Here is a 23,775-nt window from a genome sequence, read left to right as displayed (position 1 = left end):
AAGGCGGCGAGTGCTCCCAGGCTGGGCACTCGCCGTCGCACCTCATAGCCTTCCCGCGACAACGATGTTGAGGACAATGACATGGCCGATAAAGGGCTAAAGGGCGACTCAGTCGGCCTGATAGGTAGCACCGTTCTAAGTATTTCTTCTGTTGCCCCGGCCTATGCCCTGACCGCAACGATTGGCATCTTGGCCGCCAGCGCCGGGGCCAAAGTGCCAGTGGTCATCATCGCGGGCTTCCTGCCGATGTTCTTCGCCGCCTATGCCTACCGTGAGATGAACAAGGTCTCGCCCGACTGCGGCACCTCCTTCACCTGGACGACCAAGGCTTTCGGCCCGGTCATCGGCTGGCTGGGTGGCTGGACAGCGATCTTGGCCACCATCTTCGTGCTGTCCAACTTGGCCGCTGTTGCCGTCCAGTTCTTCTACCAGTTCTTTGGCGAGGTGTTCGGCAGCCAAACCATCGCTGACCTGTGGCTGAACACTCCAATTAACGTCCTCACCTGCCTGGCGTTCTTGGGGATCGCCAGTTACGTCGCATACCGCGGCGTTGACGCCACCGAAAAGGTGCAGATCGTCTTGGTGAGCTTCCAACTCATCATCCTGCTCATCTTTTCGGTGCTGGCGATTGCCAAGCACGGCGAGTCAGGCGTCGGCCTGGACTTCAGTTGGGATTGGTTTAGCCCGTCCGGACTGACGTTGTCGGCCTTTATTGCTGGCCTGTCCGGCTCGATCTTTGCCTTCTGGGGATGGGATGTGTCGCTCACGGTCAACGAAGAGTCCAAGGACCGCGAGAAGATCCCAGGCCGCGCTGCGCTGTTGTGCGTCGTCTCGATTCTGTTGACTTACCTCATCGTCAGCATCGCCACCCAGATGTATGCGGGCCTGGGCGAAACGGGCATCGGCCTGGCCAACCCCGACACGGCCGACAACGTGTTTGGCGTGCTGGCAGAACCAGTCATGGGTAACTTCGGCATTTTGCTCTTCTTGGCTGTGCTGGCCTCCTCGGCAGCATCCTTGATCACCACGTTCTTCCCCACCACACGCACCATGTTGGCCATGTCCTCCTACAAGGCACTGCCAGCCGGCCTGCAGAAGATTCACCCGGTGCAAAGACCCCGACGGTGGCCATCATGACCGCTGGCATTGCTGCTGGTGGCTTCTACACCGTGATGACGATTGTCAGCGAGCGCGTCTTGCTGGACACGATCTACTCCCTCGGTATCGCGATCTGCTTCTACTACGGACTGACCGCGTTCGCCTGCATCTACTACTTCCGCAACCAGTTGTTTGCCAATGCCTTCAACTTCACTTTCAAGTTCCTGTTCCCACTGCTAGGTGGGTTGGGCCTGTTCTTCGTCTTCCTCATCACCCTGCGAGACAGCGCTGACCCGGCCTACGGCAGTGGCGCCGCCATCGCCGGTGTTGGTCTCGTGTTGATCCTTGGCTTGGGAATGATCCTGGGCGGTTTGGTCTTCATGGCTTTCCTCTGGATGAAGAACCCGGCCTTCTTCCGTGGCGAGACTCTGCCGCAGACAACGGCCGAGACGGACAACCAGGAAGCCCTTGAACTCAAGGAAGTGAAGTAAGGATGGCTCGTTACGGCCCCATGTTCGGCCCGGACATTACTTTCTTGGGCGTTGAACGCTGCGACCTGACTGATCCCAGCACGTTTGCCGACGCGGATGTCGTCATCTTGGGTGCGCCGTTTGATGCAGGTGCCTCGTATCGCTCGGGGGCCAGGTTTGGCCCTCAGGCGATTCGAATGACGGACTATTTGCCGCACGATGGGTCTCGCCCATCGTTGGCGTTGCGCACTGACGGGCTTAAAGACCTCAAGGTGTATGACGCTGGTGACGTAGAGATGTTCAACGGCGACATCATGACGTCGCTCAAGGCGTTGGAAGATGCCGTCGAGATCGTCTCGCGGGCGGGAGCAATTCCGGTCACGTTGGGTGGCGACCACTCGATCGCCTATCCAGATGCCAAGGGCTGTGCCAACGTCCTCGGCCTGGGCAAGGTGTCGATGATCCACTTCGACGCCCACGCGGACACTGGAGACATGGAGTTTGGCTCCTTGTGGGGTCACGGTCAGCCGATGCGCCGACTGATCGAATCAGGTGCGGTGCGCGGTGACCGCTTCCTGCAGGTTGGCCTGCGCGGCTATTGGCCCGAGCCGGAGACGCTGTCGTGGATGGCTGGTGAAAAGATGCGCAGCTTTGAGATGACCGAGATTGGTCACAAGGGGTTGCAGAACTGTCTCACCGAGGCCTTTTCGATCGCGGTCGATGAGTGCGAAGGCGTTTATCTCTCGGTCGACATTGATGTGGTTGACCCCGGCGCTGCTCCGGGCACTGGCACACCAGAGCCAGGCGGGCTGTCCTCGCGAGAATTGCTCGACTCGGTGCGGCGCATTTGCCTGGAGTTGCCGGTCTGCGGCATCGACATTGTTGAGGTCAGCCCGCCGTATGACCACGCAGACATCACTGCAGCACTGGGCAACCGTGTCGTGCTGGAGGCGCTCTCGGCCATTGCTCGGCGACGCAAGGATGAGCGCGACGGGACGACGTGGGACCCCGGTCTACCGTTGCTTGATGAGCGTGAGGCGCCCATCCCGGTTGGCGAGATTCACGGGCACAGCCACTAGTACGGCTGAGTGATGGGGTCGGTCAAGGCTTTCACGCCTGGACCGACCCCGTTTGTCATTCAGCTGCTGGAACTGGGAGCATGTTTGCTCCGTAAAGGTGCACGACGTATCCACCCAAGGTTGTGACTAGGCGCTCCAGGGCCGCCGCGGCGTGGTGCTCGGGTTGCCAGGCGGCAAAGAGGTCAATAGCCAGGGTGCTTCGTTGTGTCTCATTGGCGGTTGCTGGCACCGAAATGGGCACCCCGACTAGCTCGAACCGTGAGTCATCGGAGACGACGGCGACACCGTGACCAGCAGCCGCAACAGCTTGGGCAATTTGGCTGGAGGTGAACTCCCGAATGCTGGAGTATTCCACGCCTTGCGCGGTCACAACGGCGTCGAGGGCTGTCCGGGTGTAGGTGCCGGTGGGGGAGAGCAAGAGGTGGTGTGCCACCAACTCCGAGACACAGACATACTCCTTTGCAGCCAGGGCGTGCGCCGCGGGGACGTAGGCGAGAATTGGCAGCGTGGCGACCCACTGGTGACTGAAGCGCTGAGGGGGAACAACGGTGGTCAACACCAAGTCGGCGCCTTGCTCAAGGGCGTCACACCCCTGATTCGGGTCTAGTGCCGAAACCGTGGGCACTGGGTCGCCTGGGCCTAGACCAGCGATAAACGGAGCAAGAACATCCGTCAGGGTGACCGTTGGTGCGGCTATGTGAATGGTGTCCAGGGGACCCTTGCGGATCGCTTCGGCTGCGTTCTTGGCGTTGTCTGCTGCGGCCACCAGGTTTCGTGCAGTGGGGAGAAAGCGCAAGCCCGCGGCGGTCAGCTGCAGTCGACCGTCCCGGCTAGCAAAGAGTTGCAGCCCAGCTCGCTCTCCAACTGATGCAGTTGTCGGGACAGTGATGGCTGCGTGATGTGCACCAACTTTGTGGCGGCAGAGACCGAGCCAGCGTCTGCGACCGCCACAAAATACCTAACCGTGCGCAACTCCACGTGCTTGCTCCATCCTTGGAAATGACCCTGTAGTGGACTCTAGCCAGTGATTTGGCGAAGCATAATTTGGTGCTGTCTTCAGTGGGTGAAAATCTGACTACTCCACAAGTCGTGAAGGGGTAGTCGCAGTGGTTTTTCGTGGGCTGAAATCGGGGACGTCAGCACCGAAGAAGTCACCAACTACCGGCCCGGTTCCCTCACCGCTCGTCCTGTTTCGTCCTACGAAACTTGGCTCTATTCGGTGACGTTCACGACCAACGAGGGTCAGGTTGTCGAGGCGGAGTTTAATGACGGGCGCACGGCTGACCCAGCGGGCTACGACGTGGGGGCCAAAGTCACCGTGGCCTACCTGCCGGATGACCCGTCCGATATTCTCCCGATGCCCGAGCGTGAGCTATACGTCTACGAGCCTTCCTCGGGCCTACAAATCGAGTATGTTCTTCCGATCTTTTTGGTCTGGCGATGGTCGCGCTGGTGACCCATCAACTTCTGCGCAAGGAAGACGAGAGCTAGCCCAATCGCGCGGCTAGCCCACTTGCCCGACGCACCTGCCGTTGGACACCGGCGGCAAATACCTCAGGAGTGCCGACAACATTGAGCTGCGATTGGGCTCTGGTCATCGCAGTGTAGACAAGCTCGCGGGTCAACAACGCAGAGTCCTTGGCAGGGAGGATGACCGTCACGACCTGGGCCTGACTACCCTGAGCCTTGTGAATGGTGCTGGCGTGCACAGTCTCAAACGCCGACAGTTGGCTGAGCGAGACGATTCGCGGCTCCGGGGAGTTGCCATCGGCTGGGAAGGCTGCCTGCACGTCGTCGCCATCAAGGAACAGCACCCCAGTGTCGCCGTTATAGAGCCCGAGGCCGTGGTCGTTCTTAGTCACCATGATCGGGCGGCCGACATAATTGCTTCCCAGAGCGGTTGGCCCGTGTGCTCAGCGAGCCAGCGTTCAATCTGGCGATTCCAGGCGGCCACTCCGGCCGGCCCTTCACGGTGAGCACACAAGAGTCGGTGTTCGTTCAAGATCTCAAGGGCGCGTGCGGGCTCTGAATCTGCTGCGGCTCGATGCAAGCGGACCGCATGTTGAGTCAGAGATCGGCGCAGCACAGCGGGCGGGTCGTCTGTTTCGGTCTTCAGGAAGGTGATGCGTTCACCGGTCGGGCGTTCCAGAAGGTCGATCGCCTGCGCCGCATCGCCCCGCTTGACTGCCCCCGCTAGGTCGCCGATCTGTGAGTCGAAGCGATGCGTTCTATTCAGCGTGGTGACAGGGATACCAGCCTGGCCCGTAGCGAGGCCTTTGACCAGGTCAGATAGCACGGCTCCAGCTTCTACCGACACCAGCTGGTCTGGGTCGCCGACAATCAGCAATCTCGTATCGTCAGCCGTTGCCGCCACCAATTGAGCCGCCAAGGACAACGGCATCATCGAGGCTTCATCAACAATGATCACGTCATAGGGCACCCGGCGGTCGCGGTGAAAGTTTGGTGCGCGGTAGGAGGCGCTTGAGCCCAGCAAACGGTGCAAAGTGCTCGCTTCAACGGACTCCACTTTTGGGTGACTTCCACCAAGTTTGGAGCGTGTTGACGGGCGCGCTCAATGATTCCAGCGACCTCGGCGTGAATGGCCTCTTCAAGCGAAGGGCGGCCTTGGCAGTCGGTGCGGCCAGGGCAATCCGGAGTCGCCGTGGCGTGGGCTTTGTTGCTGCGCCGGTGTCGCTGGGCGAAGCTTGGGCGTTGATCCACAAGAGGGCGAGCAGGCCAGCGATGGCGGTCGTTTTACCTGTCCCCGGCCCACCAGTGAGGACGCTGGTGCGTGCGGCGACCGCTGTGAGGGCTGCATTTCGCTGGGCGTCATAGCTGGCATCGGGTGGAAACACCCAAGCAGCGGCCTCGCCGAGAGCTTCAGCGTCGAAAGGCAACGGCGGCAGTGCGGCCCGATGTGCCAGAGATTCGGCCAGGCTGACTTCTTGATGGTGGAAGCGCTGAAGATAAACGAGACCGTCGTCAATCACGAGGGCACCGGCTCTGGTGACCTCGTCCGACTGCAACACCTTGAGCCATTCTTGGGAGTCGGGCCAGCCAATCGGGTGTGATTCCGCCAGTGCCTCGACCTCGACCTCGAGATCAACGCAGATTGAGCCTTCGCGCAGGCCTCGCGCGGTGAGCGCGATCGCTAACTCGACCAACTCGCGTTGCTCCATGGGCCGCGCCGGGCTGGGTTCCGTTGATTTAGCGAGGGTCTGCGCAAGATGGACATCTCCGGCGTGCAGAACACCAGCAGCGTTGAGCTCGGCCAAGACGCCTGTTGCATCCCTCGCGCGCCGGGCATCGAACTCACTCAGCTGATCGATGGGATTAGTCGGGGAAATACTCATGGCTGGGCCCCGTCCAAGAGGTCGGAAATGGCTAACACCATCGCGGACGGTGGCGACCAAGAGAACACTCCACAGGGATGCCCGTCGATGACTGGAGTCCCTGGGCCACATCCCTCGTAGGTAGAGATACAGCACACCGCCCAAGTGGCGATCAGGCTCGTAGTCGCGCAGGCGCCCGCGGAGGAACCGGTGGGCTACCACCGCATACAAGATGGCCTGCAAGGGATAACTCGAGTGCCCCATGGCCGCCGCAAGGGCGCTTGGGTCGTAGGCGCTTGCTGTCAACGGCTCATCGAATGGCCCGAGCCAGTTGGTCTTGTAGTCGACCACCAGGTAGGTCTCACCAACCCGCAGCACCACGTCAATCGAACCGGTGAGGTACCCGCGCAGTGGCTGGGCCCCCCACGGGGCTCCACGCAACGTGCGCGCCCATTCTCGGACGGGGTCACCTTCTGCGAGGTGCTCCTCCAGGATGGGTGCCAGGTCGCTCAAGAGAAGGTCACCGTTGTGCGCCGATGGTGAGTCGCCACCAGCCAACGGAAACTCAAAGTCCAACTCCGCGAGCCGGTCGGCCACAGTAATACTGCCCAACGAAACGTTGCCAGCAAGCGGCCCGAGCGGAGAGTCATATACGGCTTCGAGAGCGTCAGCCAGTTCGTCGTATTGCTCTGGTGCCAGGCCCGCTGGCCAAAAGTGGGCTTGAGCCTCAATGGAGTCAAGCAAAGCCTGATGCCGGTCCGGGCTTGCTGGGTCCGTGTGTTCAAGGACTGCGTGCACGAGAGAGCCAAAGGTGGCACCTACCGGCAAACCGGCCATCGGTGACGCGACTTCACTGCCGGGGATCCACGGGCCAGGGAGTTCGTCACGAGGCGGAACATCGCTAGGCACCGCATCTGCGCCCTGATCGTCTGGCAACAGACCGTCATCGTCTGGCGCGACTTCTGCCTCGGTGCCCACTCCCGGCCCAGCATCGGCGGGGGCACTCAGGGCGCTGTATGAGGTGCGGCGCCACTGGGTGTCCAACGCCCGGGCGAAAGAGCGTGCGCTGGCCGGAACAACCGAGCGGGTGAGTTGACGCGCAGGAGCGTGGGCAGGCTCAGCATGTTCCACGCTGATGTCGCCACCCGCTGCGAGGGCTTCGAGTTTTGCCAAGCATCGCGGTCACTGGGAAGGGCTGTTTTGTCGGGTATGTGGGAGGTGTCCCGAGCGCGGCCAAAGAGCACCCGGTGTAATGGGGCTGGACGTGTGTTCTGGCCCGTTGGTGCCCACCACGCCACTACCTGACTCTGGGCCCTGGTAAAGCCGACATAGAGTAATCGCAGAGATTCGCCAGCATCTTCGGCTGCATACTGCACGTGAGCATCACTGAAGCCAGGCCCGTCCTTCCCTCCGACATACAGGCTCCGCTGATGTTCTGGCTCGCTGTGGAAGCGCGGCAGCTTCTCATCAGAAATGTAGCGATCAGCTAGCGACGGGAGATACACGACCGGCCACTGAAGACCTTTGCTGGCATGCAGACTAGCCATCTGAACTGCTGCGTCGTCGCTCTCTAGTCGACGCACGCGGGCTCCCGAGGCCAACACGTCGTTGCCCATGTGCTCAGCGAGCCAAGTGGCCAGGCCAGCGGGCGTCAACTGTTCCCGATGACTGACGTGGTGGAGCATTTCGCCAACCTGGCGTAGATCAGTGAGGTGGCGCTCACCGTCCGGGCGAGTCACCACCCGGTCAGTGAGCCCATTGATGAGTGAATACTCCAGCAGGGCGGCAACGCCGCGCTCCCCGACAAGAGTCGCGAGCATCTGCAATTCACCGCTCAACTCGTCGTCGAGCCGGCGGGGGTCGGCTTGAATACGAGCATCAAGCGTGAGCGCATCGTTGCCCATCAAACTCGTGAGGGCAGCTGATCGAGCCAGCGATCCACGATGTGGGCTGGCCAACGCAGTGAGGACTGTTAGCCACTCCGTAGCCGCAGCCGTCAGCAAAACGTTGGCCGCGGACGCGATCACCGAAGGAATGTTCAGGTCAGCCAGGGCCTTTCCAATGGCCTCAAACTCCTTGTTCGTTCGCACCAGCACACCAATGTCTTGGGGGTAATAGCCCGCCCATCGAAGGTGGTGCCGGAATTAAGCAACCCAGCGATATCGCTTGCAAGGTCTTCGGCAATGGTCGATCGCGCGGCCTTGATGCTGAGTGCCTTCGGCTTGCCGCTGCCTTGAGCGGGCGGACTGCTTAAGACACGAAGTCGCACTGCAGCATTGTTGGGTGCACCGTCGAGGCGCTTACCTTGGTGCTGGGCGGCGACAGGGCGCACCACGATGGCGGGATCACCGAGGGCGGCACCACCGAGGATGTGCTGGAGCCCTGCACTAGCGGTTGGTCCGAGCGAAAGTTGGTGCCCAGGGTCATGCGTCGATCAGCAGTTTGGGCGGCCTCCAGGTATGTCGTGACGTCGCCACCTCGGAAGCCATAGATCGCCTGCTTCGGATCACCGATGAGGACCATCGAACCGTGCCCGGAGAAAGCTCGGCTGAAGACCTTCCATTGGATGGGATCAGTGTCCTGAAACTCATCGACCAAGACGATCTTCCAACGCTCGCGCATCCTTTGTCTGGCCAACGAGTTGGCGTGCTCAAGCGCATCGGCAAGTTGGGTGAGTAGGTCGTTGTAGTGCAGAACGCCACGTTGCCGCTTACGCGCGTCAAACTCTTTGCGCACCACTTCAGCGAACTTGACGCGGCGAGCAGCGGCGCTGAACTCCGCGGCACCCTCGGGCAAGATTCGAGCATCGGGATCCCCGGTGACTGCTCTCGCAATGGCCAGCGCCTCGTGGTATTCGAAAGCGGGTGGCCGGTCGTCGTTGACGAATCCGCGCAAATAAATGTCGTCAACGACCTCGGTCAGAAGGTCATCGAGGTCCTGGACCAACTCAGCTGATGGATCCGTGTCACCGGCCACGCCCAGATTGCGCAACACCAACTGGCAAAACTGATGGATAGTGGCGATGGTCGAAGAGTCGAAGTCAGACAGGGCACTCTTGAGCCGCCGACGGCGTACGGCAATCTCGGCGGCTGAGCCTGACTTCAACAGCGAGATGAGTTCGTTGTCCCCGGCCTTGGGCTCTGACCCCAAGGCTTGATGAGCCTCAAGCAACTGCTCGCGGACTCGGGTGCGCAACTCAGCGCTGGCGGCCCGACCAAAGGTGACAATGAGCATTTCCGGCAGGGTGGCCTCACCGTCCGCCACCCAACGAGTCACCAAAGCCGCAATGGTCCACGTCTTGCCGGTGCCGGCGCTTGCCTCCAACAGCGTTGTGCCGTGGGGCAGCGGATCGCTGATTGAGAACGTTGCCACGTCGGATTGGCTGGCTGTAGGCCCCGTCCTAGCGGTCACAGATTGCTCCACTGTTCGTTACCCATTTCGGTTGATTGCCAAATTCGCATGCTCAACGCTCCGATGCGGGTTTGGTGGCTGCGGGTCCATGATTCATCGTCCCGGGCTGGCTCGAGCAGTCTGTCCAAACTGGCATGTTGGCCCCAGAGCGCCACCACGGCTGAGTCTTCCCGGTCACCGGACATGTACTTGGAGCCCATCCAGTGGTCCCCGATGCCGTAGCGCCCCGCCAGATCGTTTTGTGGATTGTTCCGCGTCGCGTCGAAGTACGCATAACTGGTGTTCACCATTGCCGGTAGCGGTTCCACAAACCCCGGTCGTGCAGATCGACAAGGGCATGGAGCTCGGCCAGGGCTGCCTCGGGGCTAATGCCGCTATAGGTCAGAGCCGCCGGGCGCTTGACCGGCGTCCAAAAACGATGCTCGACCAAGTCTGCGAGGGTGACCGGCGCACAGAGCCAGCAGGCGAACCCAAGCCGCTATCCGATGCTTCGCACTGATGCGCGAGTAAGTCGTCTGGACTCAGCCGCTGGTGCACGAGGTGAACACTCTCGAGCGGACCGGCACCGGGCACGGTTCCTCAAGCCGGCGCCCGTCACCCAGATCGATATTGATCTCGGCCCAGCGGCGCTCGCCATCCAGCACCTGACGAGCCCCTGCAGCGAGCGCAACTACAGTGGGCCCCACCTCGTCGAGGACCCTATTGCCGAGTGCGTGTGGCGGCAAGGTGCCGCGGAGCCTCTCGATCTCTCCGGCTTCCGCCTCGCCTTGTCCGCTCAGCAAGTTGGCCAATAGCCGGTCAGCGACTTCCCATTTCTTGAGCCCGTCTAACTCAATGGGGATGCTGTCGTGCTCGGATTCTTCGGGGCCGGGCGGATCGGCTAGCCCCAGCCGGTTACCTCGGTAGTGCGCGAAGGGGTTGATCAACATCTTGATGAGGTCATTGAGGTCGACCGATGCTGGAGGTAGGGCGGGGAGCCGTTGGTCCCGTGGCGCTTGTGGTTTATCGATGAGCAGGTTCGCGCGATTCGCTCCGGCGACGGCGGCTCGATCGAAGGTGAAGGGCCGGTCTTCGCTAGCGATCAGGGCACCGGGCTCAACATTGCGCCGGTCAAAGGGATGCAGCGGGTGTGAGATCACGATCGTGTGCCCCATGGGCACGGTGGTGTGCGTCGCATCAATCAACTCACCAACCGGCACTGCCGGCGGTTGCTCGGCCCCACTGTGCTCGTTGGCCCCGGTGTAGGTGACCACCAAGTGTCTCGGGCTGCCATCACCGCGTCCAACATCAACTGGCGATCCTCGGAGCGAGAATCTCGCTCTCCGGTTAACGGGTTTCGGCCTAGGGCATCGTCGCCATCGACGAGAGTCTGGCGAGGAAAGATTGATCGTCCATGCCAAGCAAGACGACGACCCGGTGGGGGACTGAGCGCATCGGCACCAGACTGCATACCGTCAATGTCCCGGTGCGGAAATTAGCGCGTGTTGGGCGGCCGCCCAGACGGTCGATCAACGCAGAACGCACCTCGGCGAGGCTCAAGGTGATGTCTGGATCGCTGCGCTCGCTGAGGCGTTCCAATTCGCGGTCTAGCTGTGTTTGTTGCCATATGAGGTCTGCTGGAGTTTGAGTCAGCGCCTGGACCTGGTGCCGCAATTCGGCGCTCCACTCTCCGGCCGTGCGCGATTGAGCCAGGCGGTGCACGGCGTGCCGCAGGCGGGTCATGAACTCAGCTAACCGACCGACCAAGTCGATGTCGCCGCTGCCCATCCACTCCAACGGCGAGATCGAAGGCAGGTGTCCACCGTGGACAGCGTCCATCGGGATGCCGGTGATGATCCGCTCCAGGCCACGTTCCCAACTGTTCTGGTCGTAGTTCTTGAGCGAGAACTTGTCCAGGTGGTCGGCATCAAGTCCCCACTCAATGCTGGCAGCCTCAATCCACTGACCTGCCAGGTCACGGAGTCTTCGTCGAACGAAAACCGTGCCTGCACGGGCGGCGCTGCCATCAGGCTTTTGACCTGGCTGGCGGTGACCCGTGAGTCGGCCAGGCTCAGCAGTTCGATGACAAAAGACAACAACGGGTTGGTATGCCGTGCGCCGCGGTCAGCCAGTCGCACCCGAAATTGGTGGGCAGGGTGTCCCTTCCGGGCTGCGCCGGGGACGTCCAGCATGCCGAACTGTGCCTGAATCAGCGGGGCATAGTCATCAACGCGGGGGCACATCACCAGAATGTCGCGGGGCTCCAACGTGGGGTCGTCTTCCAACAATCCAGCCAGCACGTCGCGGAGCACCTCGACTTGGCGGGCCGGGCCGTGGCACGAGTGCACCTGCACCGAACGGTCCTGCGCAGACACATCGCGATCGGCAACCTCAGCCCGGGTGGCTTCACGATCTGCCCGGATGTCGGCCTGTAGCCAGCTCAGCATGCTCTGTGGCGCTGGTGCCGGTACGTCCACCGGTGAATCGAGGTATTCGATACCGGCCAGGCTGCGTTGCAACTCGCGTGTATCGCGACCAAAGGCAGAAAGTATCGGGTTTGAGGCATGTGAAGCTGTGTCATCGGCGGTCCTGTAGACTACCCCATCAGCCACCAGGGGGGCCAATTTGTCCCACAACGTTGTTGATGTCTGCGGTAGCCATAGGTGAATATCGCGGTGCTGTCCCAGCGCCTCCAGCAGTGCTAGTTCACTGCGAGCCAGGCGAGTGTGGCCAAAGAGCGATAGTCGGTCCGGCAGATTGAGATGGCCGGTGTCATTGCTGCGTAGCCGCTCAAGGGTCGTGGCCAATTGCTGATCTGGAGCAGGCTCCGACACCCGGGCTGTCACTTCGCGCCAAAGGTAGGGCTGCCATTCAAGGTCGGCCGCGAGTGGGGCATACCCGTCGGTGGCCTCTTCGGCGCTCCAGGCGCGCAACATTTCGGGCCGCTGAACGGCATACGAGGAAAAGAGGGTGGCGAGGCGGCGGGCCAGCGAAAGCGTCGCCCGCTTAGTTGGGTTGAGCCATCCTTGCCCACGCCAAGGTGGTCGGCGATCGGCTGGGCCACTCTTGGTCGAGGTTGTCCTCGATAGCGGCAAGCACCGGCCAAGATAAATGGTCGGCTGACCACGGGTCGCTGTGCGTGCGATCCAGCAACAGGCTGATCAGTGAGTGCGGCGTGATGAAACGGACTCCGGCAGTCCTCCGTCCCCGCCGCGCGGGCCGACTCGAGTTTGTGCGAGAGCCGCTGGGTGAGCCAGCGTTCGATGCCACGGGCTGGCACCACCACGACGTCCTGCTCAAAGGATCTGCCAGCGGTATGGCCAGCACGTTGCCCAACTCTTCGGCGAGCAGGGACGTGTCGGGTGCTCTATGCAAGGTCAGGGCCACGCGTTGCACTCTAACTTTGGTCGGCCAGAACCGCCTGCGAAAGTGCACAGCCAACCTTCAAGATTGCTGGCTAATATGGGGCAGCGAGCAAGTTGGCACGCCACCGAGACCCCGGTACGAGGGCCCGCATTCAGGAGTTCACTAATCATGCCCGCCAGTCGCGGTCAGCAAGATGCACCAGTTTCGTCGCAACCTTCCGAAACAGGATCCTTGCCACAACAAACTCAGCAAAAGCCAGCCAACCACGGTGAGCGTCGAGCGCTGCTCGAATCTGGTGCCGTCACGTTGGCGTTCGCCATTGGTGCCATTTTGTGGGGCTTCCTCTCCGAGTCGCGCGTCATCATTTTTGATGGCGTTTACACGGCGCTGGGATTGCTGCTGACGGCCATGTCGATGAGGGTGAGCCGCGTCGTCGCCCACGGGCCAACGGATCGCTATCCCTTGGCCGATCCGCACTCATGCCGATGGCGATTGTCGTGCAAGGCGCAGCCCTTGCTGGCGTTTTGGCCTACGCGGCCGTCGATGCGGTCTTGGTTATCTTGGACGGCGGAACCCCGATCAACACCGGCAACATCGTCGCCTATGGCGTCGTGGCGGCGCTGGTCAGCCTGGCTATCGCCTGGCGCATCGGCCGAGTGGCACCCCGCTCAGACCTGGCCAAAGCCGAAGTCATGCACTGGCACTCGGGCGCGGTGCTCAGCGCCGTCATCGCTATCGGCGCCCTGGCTGGTCTGGTCGCTATTCAACTCGACTACACGAACATCATCGATTATGTGGACCCGAGTCTGGTGCTGCTGTCGTGCATCGTGCTCATTCCTGTCCCGTGGCGGATGATCTCTGGCTCGTTGGCCGAACTGCTGGAAGCTAAGGCACCCCGTGATGTGGTGGCTGCCATTGACGCTGCAGTGGCGCAAGTGAGCGCCGACCGTGAGCTCACTGTCACGCACGTTCGGTCCACTAAATTGGGCCCGCGCCTCTCTGTTGATGTCGATGCAATGGTGCTGCCCGGCGCATGGGATGTGTCCGATGTGGACGACTACCGCGAAGAGTTGACTGCGGCCCTGCAGTCGTTGGGCTTCGACGTCTGGGCCGGCATCGAAGTGACCACGCGCACACCGGCAGAGGGAAAATGAGCCGCTGATAAGGCAGTTCCTGCCCTACAGTCGTAGGAGTTGAGGCTGAGAAGGAGTTGCCGTGCTTGATCGGATCGATGCGTTCCAACAGCGACACCCACTTTGGGCTACCCGATTGCGGTCATCTACAAATTTGTTGATGACCAAGGCATCTACCTCGCGGCCTTGATTACCTACTACGGCTTTCTGTCGCTTTTCCCCCTGCTCTTGCTGTTGTCCTCGGTCTTGGGTTTTCTTTTGACCAATCAGCCAGCCCTCCAAGAGGCCATTTTGGACTCGGCGGCTCGCCAGATCCCGGTCATCGGCAGCGAAATTGCCACCCCCAGGGCCTTGAAGGCAATGGCATCGCGGCATTGATTGGTGGTGCCATTGCGATCTGGGGTTCACTGCGAGCCTCGCAAGCCACGGGGCACGCCATGGACCTCGCGTGGGGCATCGCCCGGTATGCCCGTCCTAATCCAGTCTTGGCGCGGGTGCGCAGCGCCGGACTGGTGGGCCTAGCGGTTGTCGCGCTGTTGGGAAGCACCATTGTCTCGGGTGTGGTGAGCAGCGCTGACAGTTTCAACATTGAGTTGGGGCAGTGGACCATTGTGTTCATCACCCTGGGGACCATCACTGTCAACACCATCGTCTTCACCATGGGTATGCGCATCTCCACTGTGCGTGACCTGCAATTCAGTCAGGTTTTGCCAGGGGCCCTCGTGGCAGCGCTGGGTTGGCAGTGGTTGCAGAGCATTGGCACCTCATACGTTGGACAGATCGCGCGGACCACCTCCGACACCTATGGCGTTTTCGCCTTTGTGCTGGGCCTCATGGGATGGCTCTTTGCGGCAGCCTGCATCTTGGTCTTCTCGGTGGAGTTGAACGTTGTGCGAGTGAAGCGCTTTTATCCACGCGGTCTCTTGGCACCGTTCACCGAGGATTCGGGTTTGACCCCAGCCGACCGGGCGGCATACCGCCAAGTGGCGTCGGCAACACGGTTCAAACAATCCGAGCAAGTCACCGTCACTTTTGAGCCAGGCAGCGAAATGCGAGGCGCTCGAGCCGAGGCAGCCAAGGCCAGAGTTGAAGCCGAATCCAAGCGGCTCGCCGCTCTCTACAAGGGCGACGGTGTGGACTGGCAGCAGAGCAGTATGCCGCAGTCTTCAGCACCAACCGAAAACTCGTCTAGTTCGGCTACTGAGCCTCTGAATCGCTGGCCGACCTGGCCGTAATGGGGGTTGCGCTCACAGCGGCGATCGTTGCGGCGGCCGGCACTCCAGACCCATCACGTCGGCCGGCGGCGCCAGGCAGTGCAACCGGACTGCCCAAATCATCGCTGGCCTTTGGGGGAGTGGGGCCAACCCAGCCCACAGTCAGCGCATCTTCGCCCTGCAAGAACCGGTGACAGCGCACGCCACCGGTAGCGCGGCCCTTGGTGGGATATTCGACGAGCGGGGCCACTTTGACGCTGCCGTGGTCAGTGCCTGGTAGGGCTCCCGGACCGTTGGCGACCGTCACGACCACATTCTCCTGGTCACTATCGACCGCGGAGAAGCCGATGACGTGGGCGCCCGCCCCGAGTTTGATCCCGGCGACCCCGGAACCGCTGCGCCCTGCGGTCGCACCAACCCGGCACTGAACCTCAAGAGTTGCGCGTCGCTGGTGACAAAAATGAAATCCTCGCGGCCGCTATCTAATTCGATTGCCCCAACGACCTGGTCGCCATCCTTGAGGCTGATGACCTCGAAGTCATCGCGGTTGCCCGGATAGTCCGGGTTCACCCGCTTGATGACGCCCTGGCGGGTGGCGACGGCCAGCCCAGGGCCGTACTCAGTCAGCGAGCACAGCGACAACGGCTCTTCGCCCCCGGCCAAGTCGACAAAGGCCGCAAGCGGCGCGCCACCAGAGAGGCTAGGCGAGCCATTGGTCGGCGGCAGGGTCGGCAACTCAAGAGCCGACAGCCGGATGATGCGGCCGGCTGAGGTCAAAAGCCCGACATCTCCGCGAGCAGTTGAGCGGACTGCGGATGTGATGACGTCATGCTGATGACGAGATTCGTCAGCCCCCAGGACTCGCCATGGTTTGTCCGAGCCAGCAGCCCGGTCGCAGACATCAGGATCCAGCACGGGTCGTCGGCGACTTCGAGGGAGTGGCTGCGGACTTGCTGGTGGCTGAACCACTCGACTCCAGCAATACGGTGCGACGGGGAGTGCCATGTTCTTTGGCCACCGCGGCCAACTCGTCGGAGACGAGGTTGAGCAACAAGGTTTCGTCTTCAAGCAGTGCCCGCAACTCAGCGATGGCGGCCAGCAAGGCGTCGCGCTCAGTCTCCAACTCGATGCGAGAAAACTTCGTCAGTCGGCGCAGTTGCAGATCCAGGATGTAGCCGGCTTGCGTCTCGGAGAGGTCAAAGACGCTCATCAACTTGGTGCGTGCCTCAGCGGCGTCGTCGCTGCCGCGGATCAGTTGGATGACTTCGTCGATATCGAGAATGGCGATGAGCAGGCCCTCAACAAGGTGCAGTCGCTCCTCCTTGCGCCGCAGCCGATAGGTGGTGCGGCGACGGACGACGTCAGTGCGGAACTCGACATACACCGTGAGCAGTTCCCGTAGTCCCAGCGTCCGGGGCTCACCCTGAACCAGCGCGACGTTGTTGATGCCGAAGGACTCTTCCATCGGCGTCATTTTGTATAGCTGCTCCAACACCGCTTCGGGGTTGAAGCCATTTTTGATCTCAATGACCAGGTTCATGCCTTGAGCGCGGTCGGTGAGGTCGTTGATGTTGGCGATGCCCTGCAACTTCTTGGTTTGCACCAGTTGCTTGACCTTCTCGATCACCTTTTCGGGACCAACGAGGTAGGGCAACTCGGTGACGACGATGCCTTTGCGTCGAGCGGTGACATTTTCAATGCGTGCTTTGGCTCGCGTTTTGAACGAGCCACGCCCGCCCTCATACGCGTCTCGGATTCCTTCGAGGCCAACAATGGTGCCGCCACTGGGCAGGTCCGGCCCGGGGATAAAGCGCATCAGGTCATCCAGAGTGGCTGATGGCTTCTTGATCAGGTGGCGAGCGGCACTGATGACCTCGACCAGGTTGTGTGGCGCCATGTTCGTGGCCATGCCCACGGCGATGCCGGAAGCTCCATTGACTAAGAGATTGGGATAGGCAGCGGGCAACACATCTGGCTGGAAGAGTTGGTCGTCGTAGTTGGGGACGAAATCGACGGTCTCTTCATCCAAAGTGGCCGTCATCAGCAGCGCCGAGGACGCCATCCGGGCCTCGGTGTATCGCGAGGCTGCGGGACCATCGTCGAGGGAGCCGAAGTTTCCGTGTCCGTCAACGAGGGCGAGGCGCATCGTGAACGGCTGGGCCATTCGGACCATGGCGTCATAGATAGCCCCATCCCCGTGTGGGTGGTACTTACCCATGACTTCACCGACGACACGCGAGCACTTCACATGGGCGCGCTCCGGGCGCAGGCCCAACTCCGACATACCGAAGAGGATGCGTCGCTGGACCGGCTTGAGACCATCGCGGGCGTCAGGCAGGGCCCGGAGTAAATCACCGAGTAGGCGTACTCAAAAAGGCGCCCTGCATCTCGTTGTCGACGTCAATGTCCACGATTTTTTCGGTGACATCGGCGAGGTCCTCGGCGGCGGGACGTGAGCGACGGGCCATGCTTGATGAGCTCCTGGGTCAGGGGGGTGGAACATTGTGATCGTATGCCGTGCTGGGCCGAAGGTGGTGCACCGCCTCAACGTGCGCGTGGGCAGTCAATGGCATTTCGCCCGCCGGGACGCTAGGCAGTGGGGGTATTCGCACTTAAGGTGATCTTGGTTAGCGCGCAACGAAAGGGGGCAGGATGAATACGGATGCAGCATTGTGGTTGGTGATCTTTTTGGCATTGGCCTGTTTGTTCTGTTCCTCCTCGGCTTTGCTCTGTTCATCTTCGGCATCGTGGTCACTGGCATGATGACGGGCAAAGGTCGAGTGAAGTACAGCGGCCCAGTGTTGCGTTCGCGCCAGGTTGTCTCGCAGTCTGGCCTGCACCATTCAGATCATCCTGGCGGTTCAGCTGGCGGAGGAGGAGGCGGCTACTAGCCACCGTTCCACCGCTGGCCAAATTCGCCGTCGTGCGCCACGGTTTCCAGGGCGCGCCGTCCCCGGCGCAAACTGGGAGACTTGCGATCGGCAAGCGGGTAGCCCATCGCCACCACGCCGACCAGTCGCCGCTCCTGGGGAATCTTCAGCCCTTTCTTGACCTCGGCCATGGCGTGCGCAGGGACACCAAAAATAGCGCCCCAAGCTCGTGGTCAGTTGCCGTGAGCAGCATCAACAGGGCAGCCATCCCGGTGTCTACATCCCAGTAGGGGATGGGCCAACGGTCCGTGTCCCGGTCTGCCCACCCCTTATCCGGCTCGGCATACCGATCGAGGTAGGCGTCCGGGTCAGAGACACACGATGAGGCACGGCGCAGCGCTCACCCCCGTGAGCCACCGATCGGCCGGGCGGTCTTCGCTCGTCGTCGCCGACCAGAACTTTGGGTCTGCTCGCCTCGCAAGACCACAAAGTCCCACCCTTGGGAGAAGCCGGCTGAGGGGGCTCGAGTCGCATGCTCAAGGGCACTCTGGAGTATGTGGTGGGGCACCGGCCGATCGGCGTCGAATCCCGCGTCATGCGACGCCGACGAACAACCTGAGAAAACTCCATGAGTCCATCCTGCCTGCGAGCCGAAGAAAGGCCGTCATGGGATGCTGGAGACATGACGCCACAGGAACCATTGCCACCTGGCTACCCCACCTCCTGGGAAGCCGATGTGGTTCTTGCCGATGGCTCCGTGGCCTGGGTTCGACCCATCAAGCCAAGCGACGCTGAAGGTGTTCACCGCTTTCATTCCGGCCAGTCAAAGGAGTCGGTCTACTTCCGCTTCTTTGCTCCGATTCCCCGGCTGAGCGACCGCGACGTGCGGCGTTTCACCAACGTTGACTACAACGAACGGGTCGCGCTGGTGCTGATGATCCGCGGCGATATTGCTGGGATCGGACGCTTTGACCGTCTGGAAGGGCCGACGTCAACTACTGCGGAGGTGGCATTTAACGTTTCGGATGCTCACCAGGGCAGAGGGGTTGGCTCAGTCCTGCTAGAGCACTTGGCCGACATCGGGCGACAACTGGCTATTCGGCGCTTTGTCGCTGACGTTCTGCCGTCGAACCGCAAGATGATCCGAGTCTTCAAAGACGCGGGTTATGAGATCGAGCAGGCTTTCGACGACGGGGTCCTTGGCGTCTCCTTCGACATCGAGCCCACCGATGCCTCGCGTGCGGTGTTGATGTCCCGCGAGCATCGAGCCGAGTCAGTCAGCGTCCGTCGCGTATTGAGCCCCACGTCGGTCGCCATCATCGGTGCATCTCGGGATAAGGGCGCCGTTGGTCGCGCGACCTTGGACCACATCGTAGGCGGCGACTTTGCTGGCGAGGTATTTGTCGTGAACCCGCAAGCCGAAGAGTCGATCGCCGGGCTGCCTGCCTACGACAACGTGACCGACATTGACGCACCGATTGACCTTGCGGTGATCGCGGTTCCGGCAGTCGCCGTCAACGAGATCATGGCCCAATGCGCGGATGCCCAGGTAGGGGCTGTGATGGTGGTCTCCTCTGGCTTTGCTGAGGCTGGCCCCGAAGGCGAGGAGCGGCAGCGCGACCTGCTGCGCATTGCTCGAGCCAGTGGGATGCGAGTCCTCGGGCCCAACAGCTTCGGGATGATCAACAACGATCCACAGGTGCGGCTGAATGCCTCCCTAGCCAGTGACATACCGGATGCAGGCGGGTTGGGCTTGTTGCCCAATCTGGTGCGCTCAGCATCGCGGTCCTGAGCTCGGCACATCGGCGCGGGCTCGGCATCTCGACCTTCGCCTCGGCAGGCAACCGGGTCGACATCTCGGGCAATGACCTCATGCAGTACTGGCTAGATGATGATGCGACCTCAGTCGTTGGCCTCTACCTGGAGAGCATGGGCAATCCAAGAAAGTTCTCGCGGATCGCTCGAAAGCTAGCGACGACTAAACCAGTCATCGTGGTGAAGTCCGGCGTCAGCGAGCACAGCGTGCCCCAGGTCACACCGTGCGGATCACCCGTGAGCGGCCAGAGGTATTCGGCTCGATGCTGCGCCAGGCTGGCGTGATCCGTGTTGAGAACACCCACCAAATGTTTGACGTCGCCCAGTTGGTGCTGCATCAGCCGCTGCCCAAGGGCCGCGGGTGGCCATTGTGACGAACTCCGATGCTCTCGGCTCACTGGCCGCCGACTCGTGCGTGGCCTGGAGCCTGCAGGTGATGGAACCGCCGACTATTTTGCCGGCCTGGGCAGAGCCGGAAGCATTTGCTGACGCAGTGCGAGATGCCCTCGAGAACCCCGAGGTCGACTCGGTCGTGGCAAGTTTTATCCCACCAGCAGCGTTGATCGATCCAGAGATCATTGACGCAGTGCAAGAGACCTCAGACCAGTACGACAAGCCCTGTGTTGCCACTTTTGTCGGTATGCGGGGTGGCAACGAGCGCGGGTCTCTGCCGGTCTACTCCATGCCAGAGGACGCCATCCGCTCGTTGGCCGCAGCCACTCGCTACGCCGACTGGAAAGAACGGCCCTATGGGGTCAGGGCTAGGCCCAGTGGCATCAATCGGCGCGAAGCCCAGAATGTTGTGGAGTCCTTTGGCGGCCAACCCCGGTGGCGGCGTGCTGAACCAACGAGATGCCTCCCAGTTGCTGGCCGCCTATGGCATTGAGGTCTGGGAATCGCGCACGGTCGGCTCGCCTGAAGAGGCCGCCCAGCGAGCCGTGAGATCGGCGGCATGGTGGTGGTGAAGGCAACCTCGGACGTGGTGAGCCACCAGCCAGGTGAGCGCTGGGTGCGTACCGGGTGTCGGATTCGCGCGAGGCCGCCAAGGCATACCGGGCAATCGCTGCTCAACTCAGCGAGATTGGCCTGGACGGAGTTGCCGTGCAGGCGCACGCGCCCACGGTGTGAGTGTCGAAATCACCAGTGTCGAAGACCCGCTCTTTGGTCCCGTGGTGGGCTTTGGGATTGCCGGTTTGCCCTCTGAGTTGATGGGTGACGTCGCCCACCGGTTCCCGCCGCTGACGAACCTGGATATTGAAGACATGGTGACGGCTGTTCGAGCCGCACCGCTGCTTGATGGCTACCGCGGAACGATGCCCGTAGACCACTCAGCCTTGTACGACCTGCTAGGCCGAGTTTCGGTGATGGCCGAAGACTTGCCCGAGATGGCTTTGCTCAGGCTTAACCCTGTTCAGGTGCACCAAGAAGGCAGCGCGGTGCTCGGCGCCCACATCAGATTGGAGCGCGGTGGCCAGCGTTCAGACACCAACCGGCGTGCCCTGATCACCTGAAGTGCGATGATGTTTGGCATGCCACGCCGACAACCGACATCTGTGCTGCCCGAGGGACTGAACCGCGACATTGAAGATGCAGGCTATTTACCTGCCGTCGTGCGCGACATCGTGGCCACAGCACTGGGCAATGACACGGTCGTCACACACCTGGTCCACCAGGAAATGACGTTTGACCAAGAAGCCGTGCGTCGCCACCTCACTGTCCTCGTGCTGACTGAGCACCGCCTGGTCATTGCGCACGCTGACGACCATGAGTCCGCCGAGCCGGGTCGCCAACACATGGCGACCGCCACGACTGAGGTTGTGACTATCCGCTCGGTGCGCAATGTCATGCTCACCCACGTTTTCCCGGAGCCCTCGACGTTCAAGGGCGGACTTGCAGGCCGAGCCGTGACCCTGACCTTGGGCTGGGGATCGGTTTCACGCCTCGACCTGATGCCCGCGACGTGCGGAGATCCCAGTTGCGAGGGTGATCACGGATACGAGGGCACGGTTGCCAGCGGCGATATCTCGCTCCGCATTGCGGCTGACTCTGAAGGTGAGCCTGCCCTCGAGCGTGCTTTGCACTTCGCCCAGTTGCTCTCGGCCCGGTTGGGTCGATGACTCAAAACGTTGGCTGGGCGCTTCCTCCGTATGACGTGACGCTGGCTGACACTTTGCCAGCAGCGCTTGCTTCGATGGGCGTTGAGTTGCCCTCTCAAGCTGAGATCGGTCGGCGGACGGGTTTAAGTTTGCCAACGGCACGCAACGTCGTGGTGGTGCTGGCCGATGGGTTGGGCGCCGCACAGTTGGAGCGCAGGCGTGGGCATGCGGCGTTCCTGCGCAACCTCAAGAGCGCCGCTAGTGAAGTGCGTTGTGGGTTCCCCTCCACGACTTCGGTCAGCCTGTCGAGTTTGGGCACTGGCCGGCTCCCCGGCGAACACGGCATCACGGCCTGGCAGACCAAGGTGCCCGGGGCTGATCGCCTGCTGAACCACTTGTCTTGGGCTGATGGGCCCGACCCACGGGCATATCAACCCGTCAAGACGCTGCTCCAGGAAGCAGATGAGGCCGGTGTGCACGTCACCACGGTGAGCCAGCCGCAGTTTCAAGGCTCTGGTCTGACCACAGCAGCCCTGCAGGGTGGCGACTTTGTGGGGGTCGCGAAGATTGACCAACGAGTGCCGACGGTGGCGCGATGCCTGCGGGCCCAGGACAACCACCACCTCGTTTACTTGTATTGGCCAGAGATTGACAAGGCTGGTCACGTCTACGGGCCAGATTCGCAGGAGTGGACCGGAGCCCTCGAGGTCTTCGACGCCGCCATGGCGCAACTCTCACGGTCGCTCCCGCCAGAGACGCTCCTGGTCATCACGGCCGACCACGGGATGATTGAGGCACCGCCGGCGCAGCGCTATGACCTCGTGGAGCGCAGCGAGCTCGCTCAGGACGTGCTGCTTCTCGGCGGCGAGCCTCGCGCCCCTTACGTTTATGTGGCACCAGGACAACAGGCCGCGGTCAAGGCTCGGTGGACCGAAGTCTTAGGTGATGACGCCTATGTGGTGGATCGCGATGAGGCCGTTGAGCGCGGTTGGTATGGCCCGATGCGCGACGGAGTCCTTGAGCGACTCGGTGACCTCATTGTGCTGATGCGTGGACGTGCCACGGTGGTTGACTCGTCCGCTTTGCGTCCAAATCTGCTGGCGTTGCCCGGCCTGCACGGGTCGGTGACCGACGAGGAGTCTTTGATCCCGATGCTGACCTACCTGTCCTGATCCCGGCCTAGCACCGCGTAAACTCGACTCTCGTGGCTGAGCTCTCCTTCTTCACCGGAACCATGGACTGCGGCAAGTCGACTCTTGCCCTGCAGATGGATCACAACCACGCCGCTCGGGGGCGCAGTGGATTAACGTTCACGCAGCATGACCGGGGTGGCGAGTTCGTGCTGTCCTCGCGGCTGGGGCTCTCTCGTCCCGCATTGGAGGTCTCGGAGTCGACGGACTTCTGGGAGTTGGTCGTTGAGCAGGCTACTCACGGCCGTCGCATTGACTACCTCATCTGCGACGAAGCCCAGTTTTATACGCCCGTCCAAGTTGAGCAGCTGGCCCGGCTTGTCGACGAGATGGCCGTCGACGTCTTCGCCTTTGGCATTACGGCCGACTTCAAAGCTCAGCTCTTCCCTGGGTCGCAGCGGCTGATTGAGTTAGCTGATCGCACTCAGGTGCTGCAGGTCGATGCGCTGTGCTGGTGCGGCCGGGTCGCCACCCACAATGCGCGCACCGTTGGCGGCGAGATGGTGGTCGAGGGGGAGCAGGTTGTGGTCGGCGATGTTGGAGACGCAGACGGCGATGACGACGCTCCCTCCGAGAGCGCTGCGGTTGAGTATGAGGTGTTGTGCCGACGGCACTACATGCGACGGATGACTGCGCATTCTGCGCGAGCACAATCGTCCTCTAGCGCCGTGTTGCCCTTTGATTTGGATCTTTGTCCGCTGCCATTGCGTTAGCGAGCGCGA

The 23,775-nt window shown here is 61.8% G+C and carries 28 protein-coding genes and 3 pseudogenes; 15 read left to right on the top strand and 16 right to left on the bottom strand.

Translation table 11 applies throughout. The features are described from left to right. The first annotated feature begins 81 nt into the window (after positions 1-81). Genes L0A91_RS05620 through speB form a run of 3 tightly spaced genes read left to right on the top strand, consistent with a single transcriptional unit; the run spans position 82 to position 2,647 of the window. Complete coding sequence (locus tag L0A91_RS05620) at positions 82-1,137, top strand: APC family permease (RefSeq protein WP_311198038.1); 1,056 nt, start codon at positions 82-84, stop codon at positions 1,135-1,137. Further along, a complete protein-coding gene (locus tag L0A91_RS18485) occupies positions 1,134-1,589 on the top strand; it encodes a hypothetical protein (protein WP_311198037.1) in 456 nt (151 codons plus the stop codon). The genes L0A91_RS05620 and L0A91_RS18485 overlap by 4 nt, the downstream gene beginning before the upstream one ends. A gap of 2 nt (positions 1,590-1,591) precedes the next feature. Continuing rightward, positions 1,592-2,647 carry an agmatinase gene (gene speB, locus L0A91_RS05615; protein ID WP_235246169.1) on the top strand — a complete coding sequence of 352 codons (1,056 nt, stop codon included), beginning with the start codon at positions 1,592-1,594 and terminating at the stop codon, positions 2,645-2,647. Between the two features lie 55 nt (positions 2,648-2,702). Here the strand turns inward: speB and L0A91_RS05610 are convergent, their stop codons facing one another. Next, positions 2,703-3,443 (bottom strand): LysR family transcriptional regulator substrate-binding protein, encoded by a 741-nt coding sequence (locus L0A91_RS05610; RefSeq protein WP_235246168.1) that lies wholly within the window; start codon positions 3,441-3,443, stop codon positions 2,703-2,705. An 11-nt stretch (positions 3,444-3,454) separates the two neighbouring features. Continuing rightward, the gene (locus tag L0A91_RS05605) at positions 3,455-3,625 is read right to left on the bottom strand and encodes a LysR family transcriptional regulator (RefSeq protein WP_235246167.1); all 171 of its coding nucleotides are present in this window, start codon (positions 3,623-3,625) and stop codon (positions 3,455-3,457) included. A 241-nt stretch (positions 3,626-3,866) separates the two neighbouring features. On the opposite strand from L0A91_RS05605, the gene L0A91_RS05600 reads away from it, so the two are divergent. Continuing rightward, positions 3,867-4,103, top strand: a complete 237-nt coding sequence (locus L0A91_RS05600; RefSeq protein WP_235246166.1) for a DUF3592 domain-containing protein — start codon at positions 3,867-3,869, stop codon at positions 4,101-4,103. A gap of 31 nt (positions 4,104-4,134) precedes the next feature. Here L0A91_RS05600 and L0A91_RS05595 read toward each other — a convergent pair whose 3' ends face one another. From L0A91_RS05595 to L0A91_RS05560, 11 genes and pseudogenes are all read right to left on the bottom strand, one after another. Beyond that, entirely contained in the window at positions 4,135-4,512 is a 378-nt protein-coding gene (locus tag L0A91_RS05595; protein WP_235246165.1) for an ATP-binding domain-containing protein, read from the bottom strand. Continuing rightward, a complete protein-coding gene (locus tag L0A91_RS17320) occupies positions 4,506-5,174 on the bottom strand; it encodes an AAA family ATPase (RefSeq protein ID WP_260115310.1) in 669 nt (222 codons plus the stop codon). Before L0A91_RS17320 ends, L0A91_RS05595 begins: the two co-directional genes overlap by 7 nt. Next, positions 5,161-7,023, bottom strand: coding sequence for an AAA family ATPase (locus L0A91_RS05590; protein WP_260115309.1), 1,863 nt, complete (start codon positions 7,021-7,023; stop codon positions 5,161-5,163). Before L0A91_RS05590 ends, L0A91_RS17320 begins: the two co-directional genes overlap by 14 nt. Next, positions 6,984-8,069: a 3'-5' exonuclease gene (locus L0A91_RS05585; protein WP_235246164.1), complete on the bottom strand. Its 1,086-nt coding sequence runs from the start codon at positions 8,067-8,069 to the stop codon at positions 6,984-6,986. The genes L0A91_RS05590 and L0A91_RS05585 overlap by 40 nt, the downstream gene beginning before the upstream one ends. Positions 8,070-8,229: 160 nt before the next feature. Next, a complete protein-coding gene (locus L0A91_RS05580; protein WP_235246163.1) occupies positions 8,230-9,390 on the bottom strand; it encodes a UvrD-helicase domain-containing protein in 1,161 nt (386 codons plus the stop codon). Beyond that, complete coding sequence (locus L0A91_RS05575; RefSeq protein WP_235246162.1) at positions 9,387-9,680, bottom strand: hypothetical protein; 294 nt, start codon at positions 9,678-9,680, stop codon at positions 9,387-9,389. Before L0A91_RS05575 ends, L0A91_RS05580 begins: the two co-directional genes overlap by 4 nt. Then, positions 9,674-9,820: a hypothetical protein gene (locus L0A91_RS05570; RefSeq protein ID WP_235246701.1), complete on the bottom strand. Its 147-nt coding sequence runs from the start codon at positions 9,818-9,820 to the stop codon at positions 9,674-9,676. Before L0A91_RS05570 ends, L0A91_RS05575 begins: the two co-directional genes overlap by 7 nt. Next, positions 9,765-10,544, bottom strand: a pseudogene (locus tag L0A91_RS18480) (hypothetical protein). Before L0A91_RS18480 ends, L0A91_RS05570 begins: the two are co-directional and overlap by 56 nt. A 187-nt stretch (positions 10,545-10,731) precedes the next feature. Then, the gene (locus L0A91_RS18475; RefSeq protein ID WP_311198036.1) at positions 10,732-11,136 is read right to left on the bottom strand and encodes a hypothetical protein; all 405 of its coding nucleotides are present in this window, start codon (positions 11,134-11,136) and stop codon (positions 10,732-10,734) included. Further along, a complete protein-coding gene (locus tag L0A91_RS17310; RefSeq protein WP_311198035.1) occupies positions 11,121-12,464 on the bottom strand; it encodes an exodeoxyribonuclease V subunit gamma in 1,344 nt (447 codons plus the stop codon). The genes L0A91_RS18475 and L0A91_RS17310 overlap by 16 nt, the downstream gene beginning before the upstream one ends. Continuing rightward, the gene (locus L0A91_RS05560) at positions 12,376-12,756 is read right to left on the bottom strand and encodes a hypothetical protein (protein WP_235246161.1); all 381 of its coding nucleotides are present in this window, start codon (positions 12,754-12,756) and stop codon (positions 12,376-12,378) included. The genes L0A91_RS17310 and L0A91_RS05560 overlap by 89 nt, the downstream gene beginning before the upstream one ends. A 458-nt stretch (positions 12,757-13,214) precedes the next feature. Between L0A91_RS05560 and L0A91_RS05555 the strand changes: the two genes are divergently transcribed. From L0A91_RS05555 to L0A91_RS05550, 3 genes are all read left to right on the top strand, one after another. Next, positions 13,215-13,889 (top strand): cation transporter, encoded by a 675-nt coding sequence (locus L0A91_RS05555; RefSeq protein ID WP_235246160.1) that lies wholly within the window; start codon positions 13,215-13,217, stop codon positions 13,887-13,889. 102 nt (positions 13,890-13,991) lie between these two features. Further along, on the top strand, positions 13,992-14,246 hold the full coding sequence (locus L0A91_RS17305; protein ID WP_260115308.1) for a YhjD/YihY/BrkB family envelope integrity protein: 255 nt from the start codon (positions 13,992-13,994) through the stop codon (positions 14,244-14,246). Further along, positions 14,243-15,103: a YihY/virulence factor BrkB family protein gene (locus L0A91_RS05550; RefSeq protein WP_260115307.1), complete on the top strand. Its 861-nt coding sequence runs from the start codon at positions 14,243-14,245 to the stop codon at positions 15,101-15,103. Before L0A91_RS17305 ends, L0A91_RS05550 begins: the two co-directional genes overlap by 4 nt. Here L0A91_RS05550 and L0A91_RS05545 read toward each other — a convergent pair. Continuing rightward, positions 15,066-17,550, bottom strand: a pseudogene (locus L0A91_RS05545) (DNA topoisomerase (ATP-hydrolyzing) subunit A). The gene L0A91_RS05550 and the pseudogene L0A91_RS05545 sit on opposite strands and share 38 nt — an antisense overlap. Positions 17,551-17,754: 204 nt before the next feature. Between L0A91_RS05545 and L0A91_RS05540 the strand changes: the two are divergent. Beyond that, positions 17,755-17,973: a hypothetical protein gene (locus L0A91_RS05540; RefSeq protein ID WP_235246159.1), complete on the top strand. Its 219-nt coding sequence runs from the start codon at positions 17,755-17,757 to the stop codon at positions 17,971-17,973. On the opposite strand, the gene L0A91_RS18470 is transcribed toward L0A91_RS05540, so the two are convergent. Then, positions 17,970-18,143, bottom strand: a complete 174-nt coding sequence (locus L0A91_RS18470) for a hypothetical protein (protein WP_311198034.1) — start codon at positions 18,141-18,143, stop codon at positions 17,970-17,972. The two genes, L0A91_RS05540 and L0A91_RS18470, sit on opposite strands and share 4 nt — an antisense overlap. Before the next feature lie 209 nt (positions 18,144-18,352). Then, on the bottom strand, positions 18,353-18,520 hold the full coding sequence (locus tag L0A91_RS18465; RefSeq protein ID WP_311198033.1) for a nitroreductase family protein: 168 nt from the start codon (positions 18,518-18,520) through the stop codon (positions 18,353-18,355). Between the two features lie 114 nt (positions 18,521-18,634). On the opposite strand from L0A91_RS18465, the gene L0A91_RS05530 reads away from it, so the two are divergent. The 7 genes and pseudogenes from L0A91_RS05530 to L0A91_RS05495 all read left to right on the top strand — a co-directional run bounded on the left by L0A91_RS05530 (position 18,635) and on the right by L0A91_RS05495 (position 23,766). Next, positions 18,635-19,744, top strand: coding sequence for a GNAT family N-acetyltransferase (locus tag L0A91_RS05530; RefSeq protein ID WP_235246158.1), 1,110 nt, complete (start codon positions 18,635-18,637; stop codon positions 19,742-19,744). After that, positions 19,732-20,141 (top strand): annotated as a pseudogene (locus tag L0A91_RS05525) (hypothetical protein). Before L0A91_RS05530 ends, L0A91_RS05525 begins: the two are co-directional and overlap by 13 nt. Then, entirely contained in the window at positions 20,129-20,653 is a 525-nt protein-coding gene (locus L0A91_RS05515; RefSeq protein WP_235246156.1) for a hypothetical protein, read from the top strand. Before L0A91_RS05525 ends, L0A91_RS05515 begins: the two are co-directional and overlap by 13 nt. 238 nt (positions 20,654-20,891) lie before the next feature. Then, positions 20,892-21,278: an acetate--CoA ligase family protein gene (locus L0A91_RS05510; protein WP_235246155.1), complete on the top strand. Its 387-nt coding sequence runs from the start codon at positions 20,892-20,894 to the stop codon at positions 21,276-21,278. 18 nt (positions 21,279-21,296) lie between these two features. Continuing rightward, the gene (locus L0A91_RS05505; protein ID WP_235246154.1) at positions 21,297-21,884 is read left to right on the top strand and encodes a DUF5998 family protein; all 588 of its coding nucleotides are present in this window, start codon (positions 21,297-21,299) and stop codon (positions 21,882-21,884) included. Further along, entirely contained in the window at positions 21,881-23,035 is a 1,155-nt protein-coding gene (locus L0A91_RS05500) for an alkaline phosphatase family protein (protein ID WP_235246152.1), read from the top strand. The genes L0A91_RS05505 and L0A91_RS05500 overlap by 4 nt, the downstream gene beginning before the upstream one ends. 32 nt (positions 23,036-23,067) lie before the next feature. After that, positions 23,068-23,766: a thymidine kinase gene (locus L0A91_RS05495; protein ID WP_235246151.1), complete on the top strand. Its 699-nt coding sequence runs from the start codon at positions 23,068-23,070 to the stop codon at positions 23,764-23,766. Positions 23,767-23,775: the final 9 nt, after the last annotated feature.

Source organism: Ornithinimicrobium sp. INDO-MA30-4 (assembly GCF_021535045.1).
Lineage (GTDB): Bacteria > Actinomycetota > Actinomycetes > Actinomycetales > Dermatophilaceae > Ornithinicoccus.
Note: the sequence above shows the minus strand (reverse complement) of the source record. Positions and strands in the feature narration are given on the sequence as shown.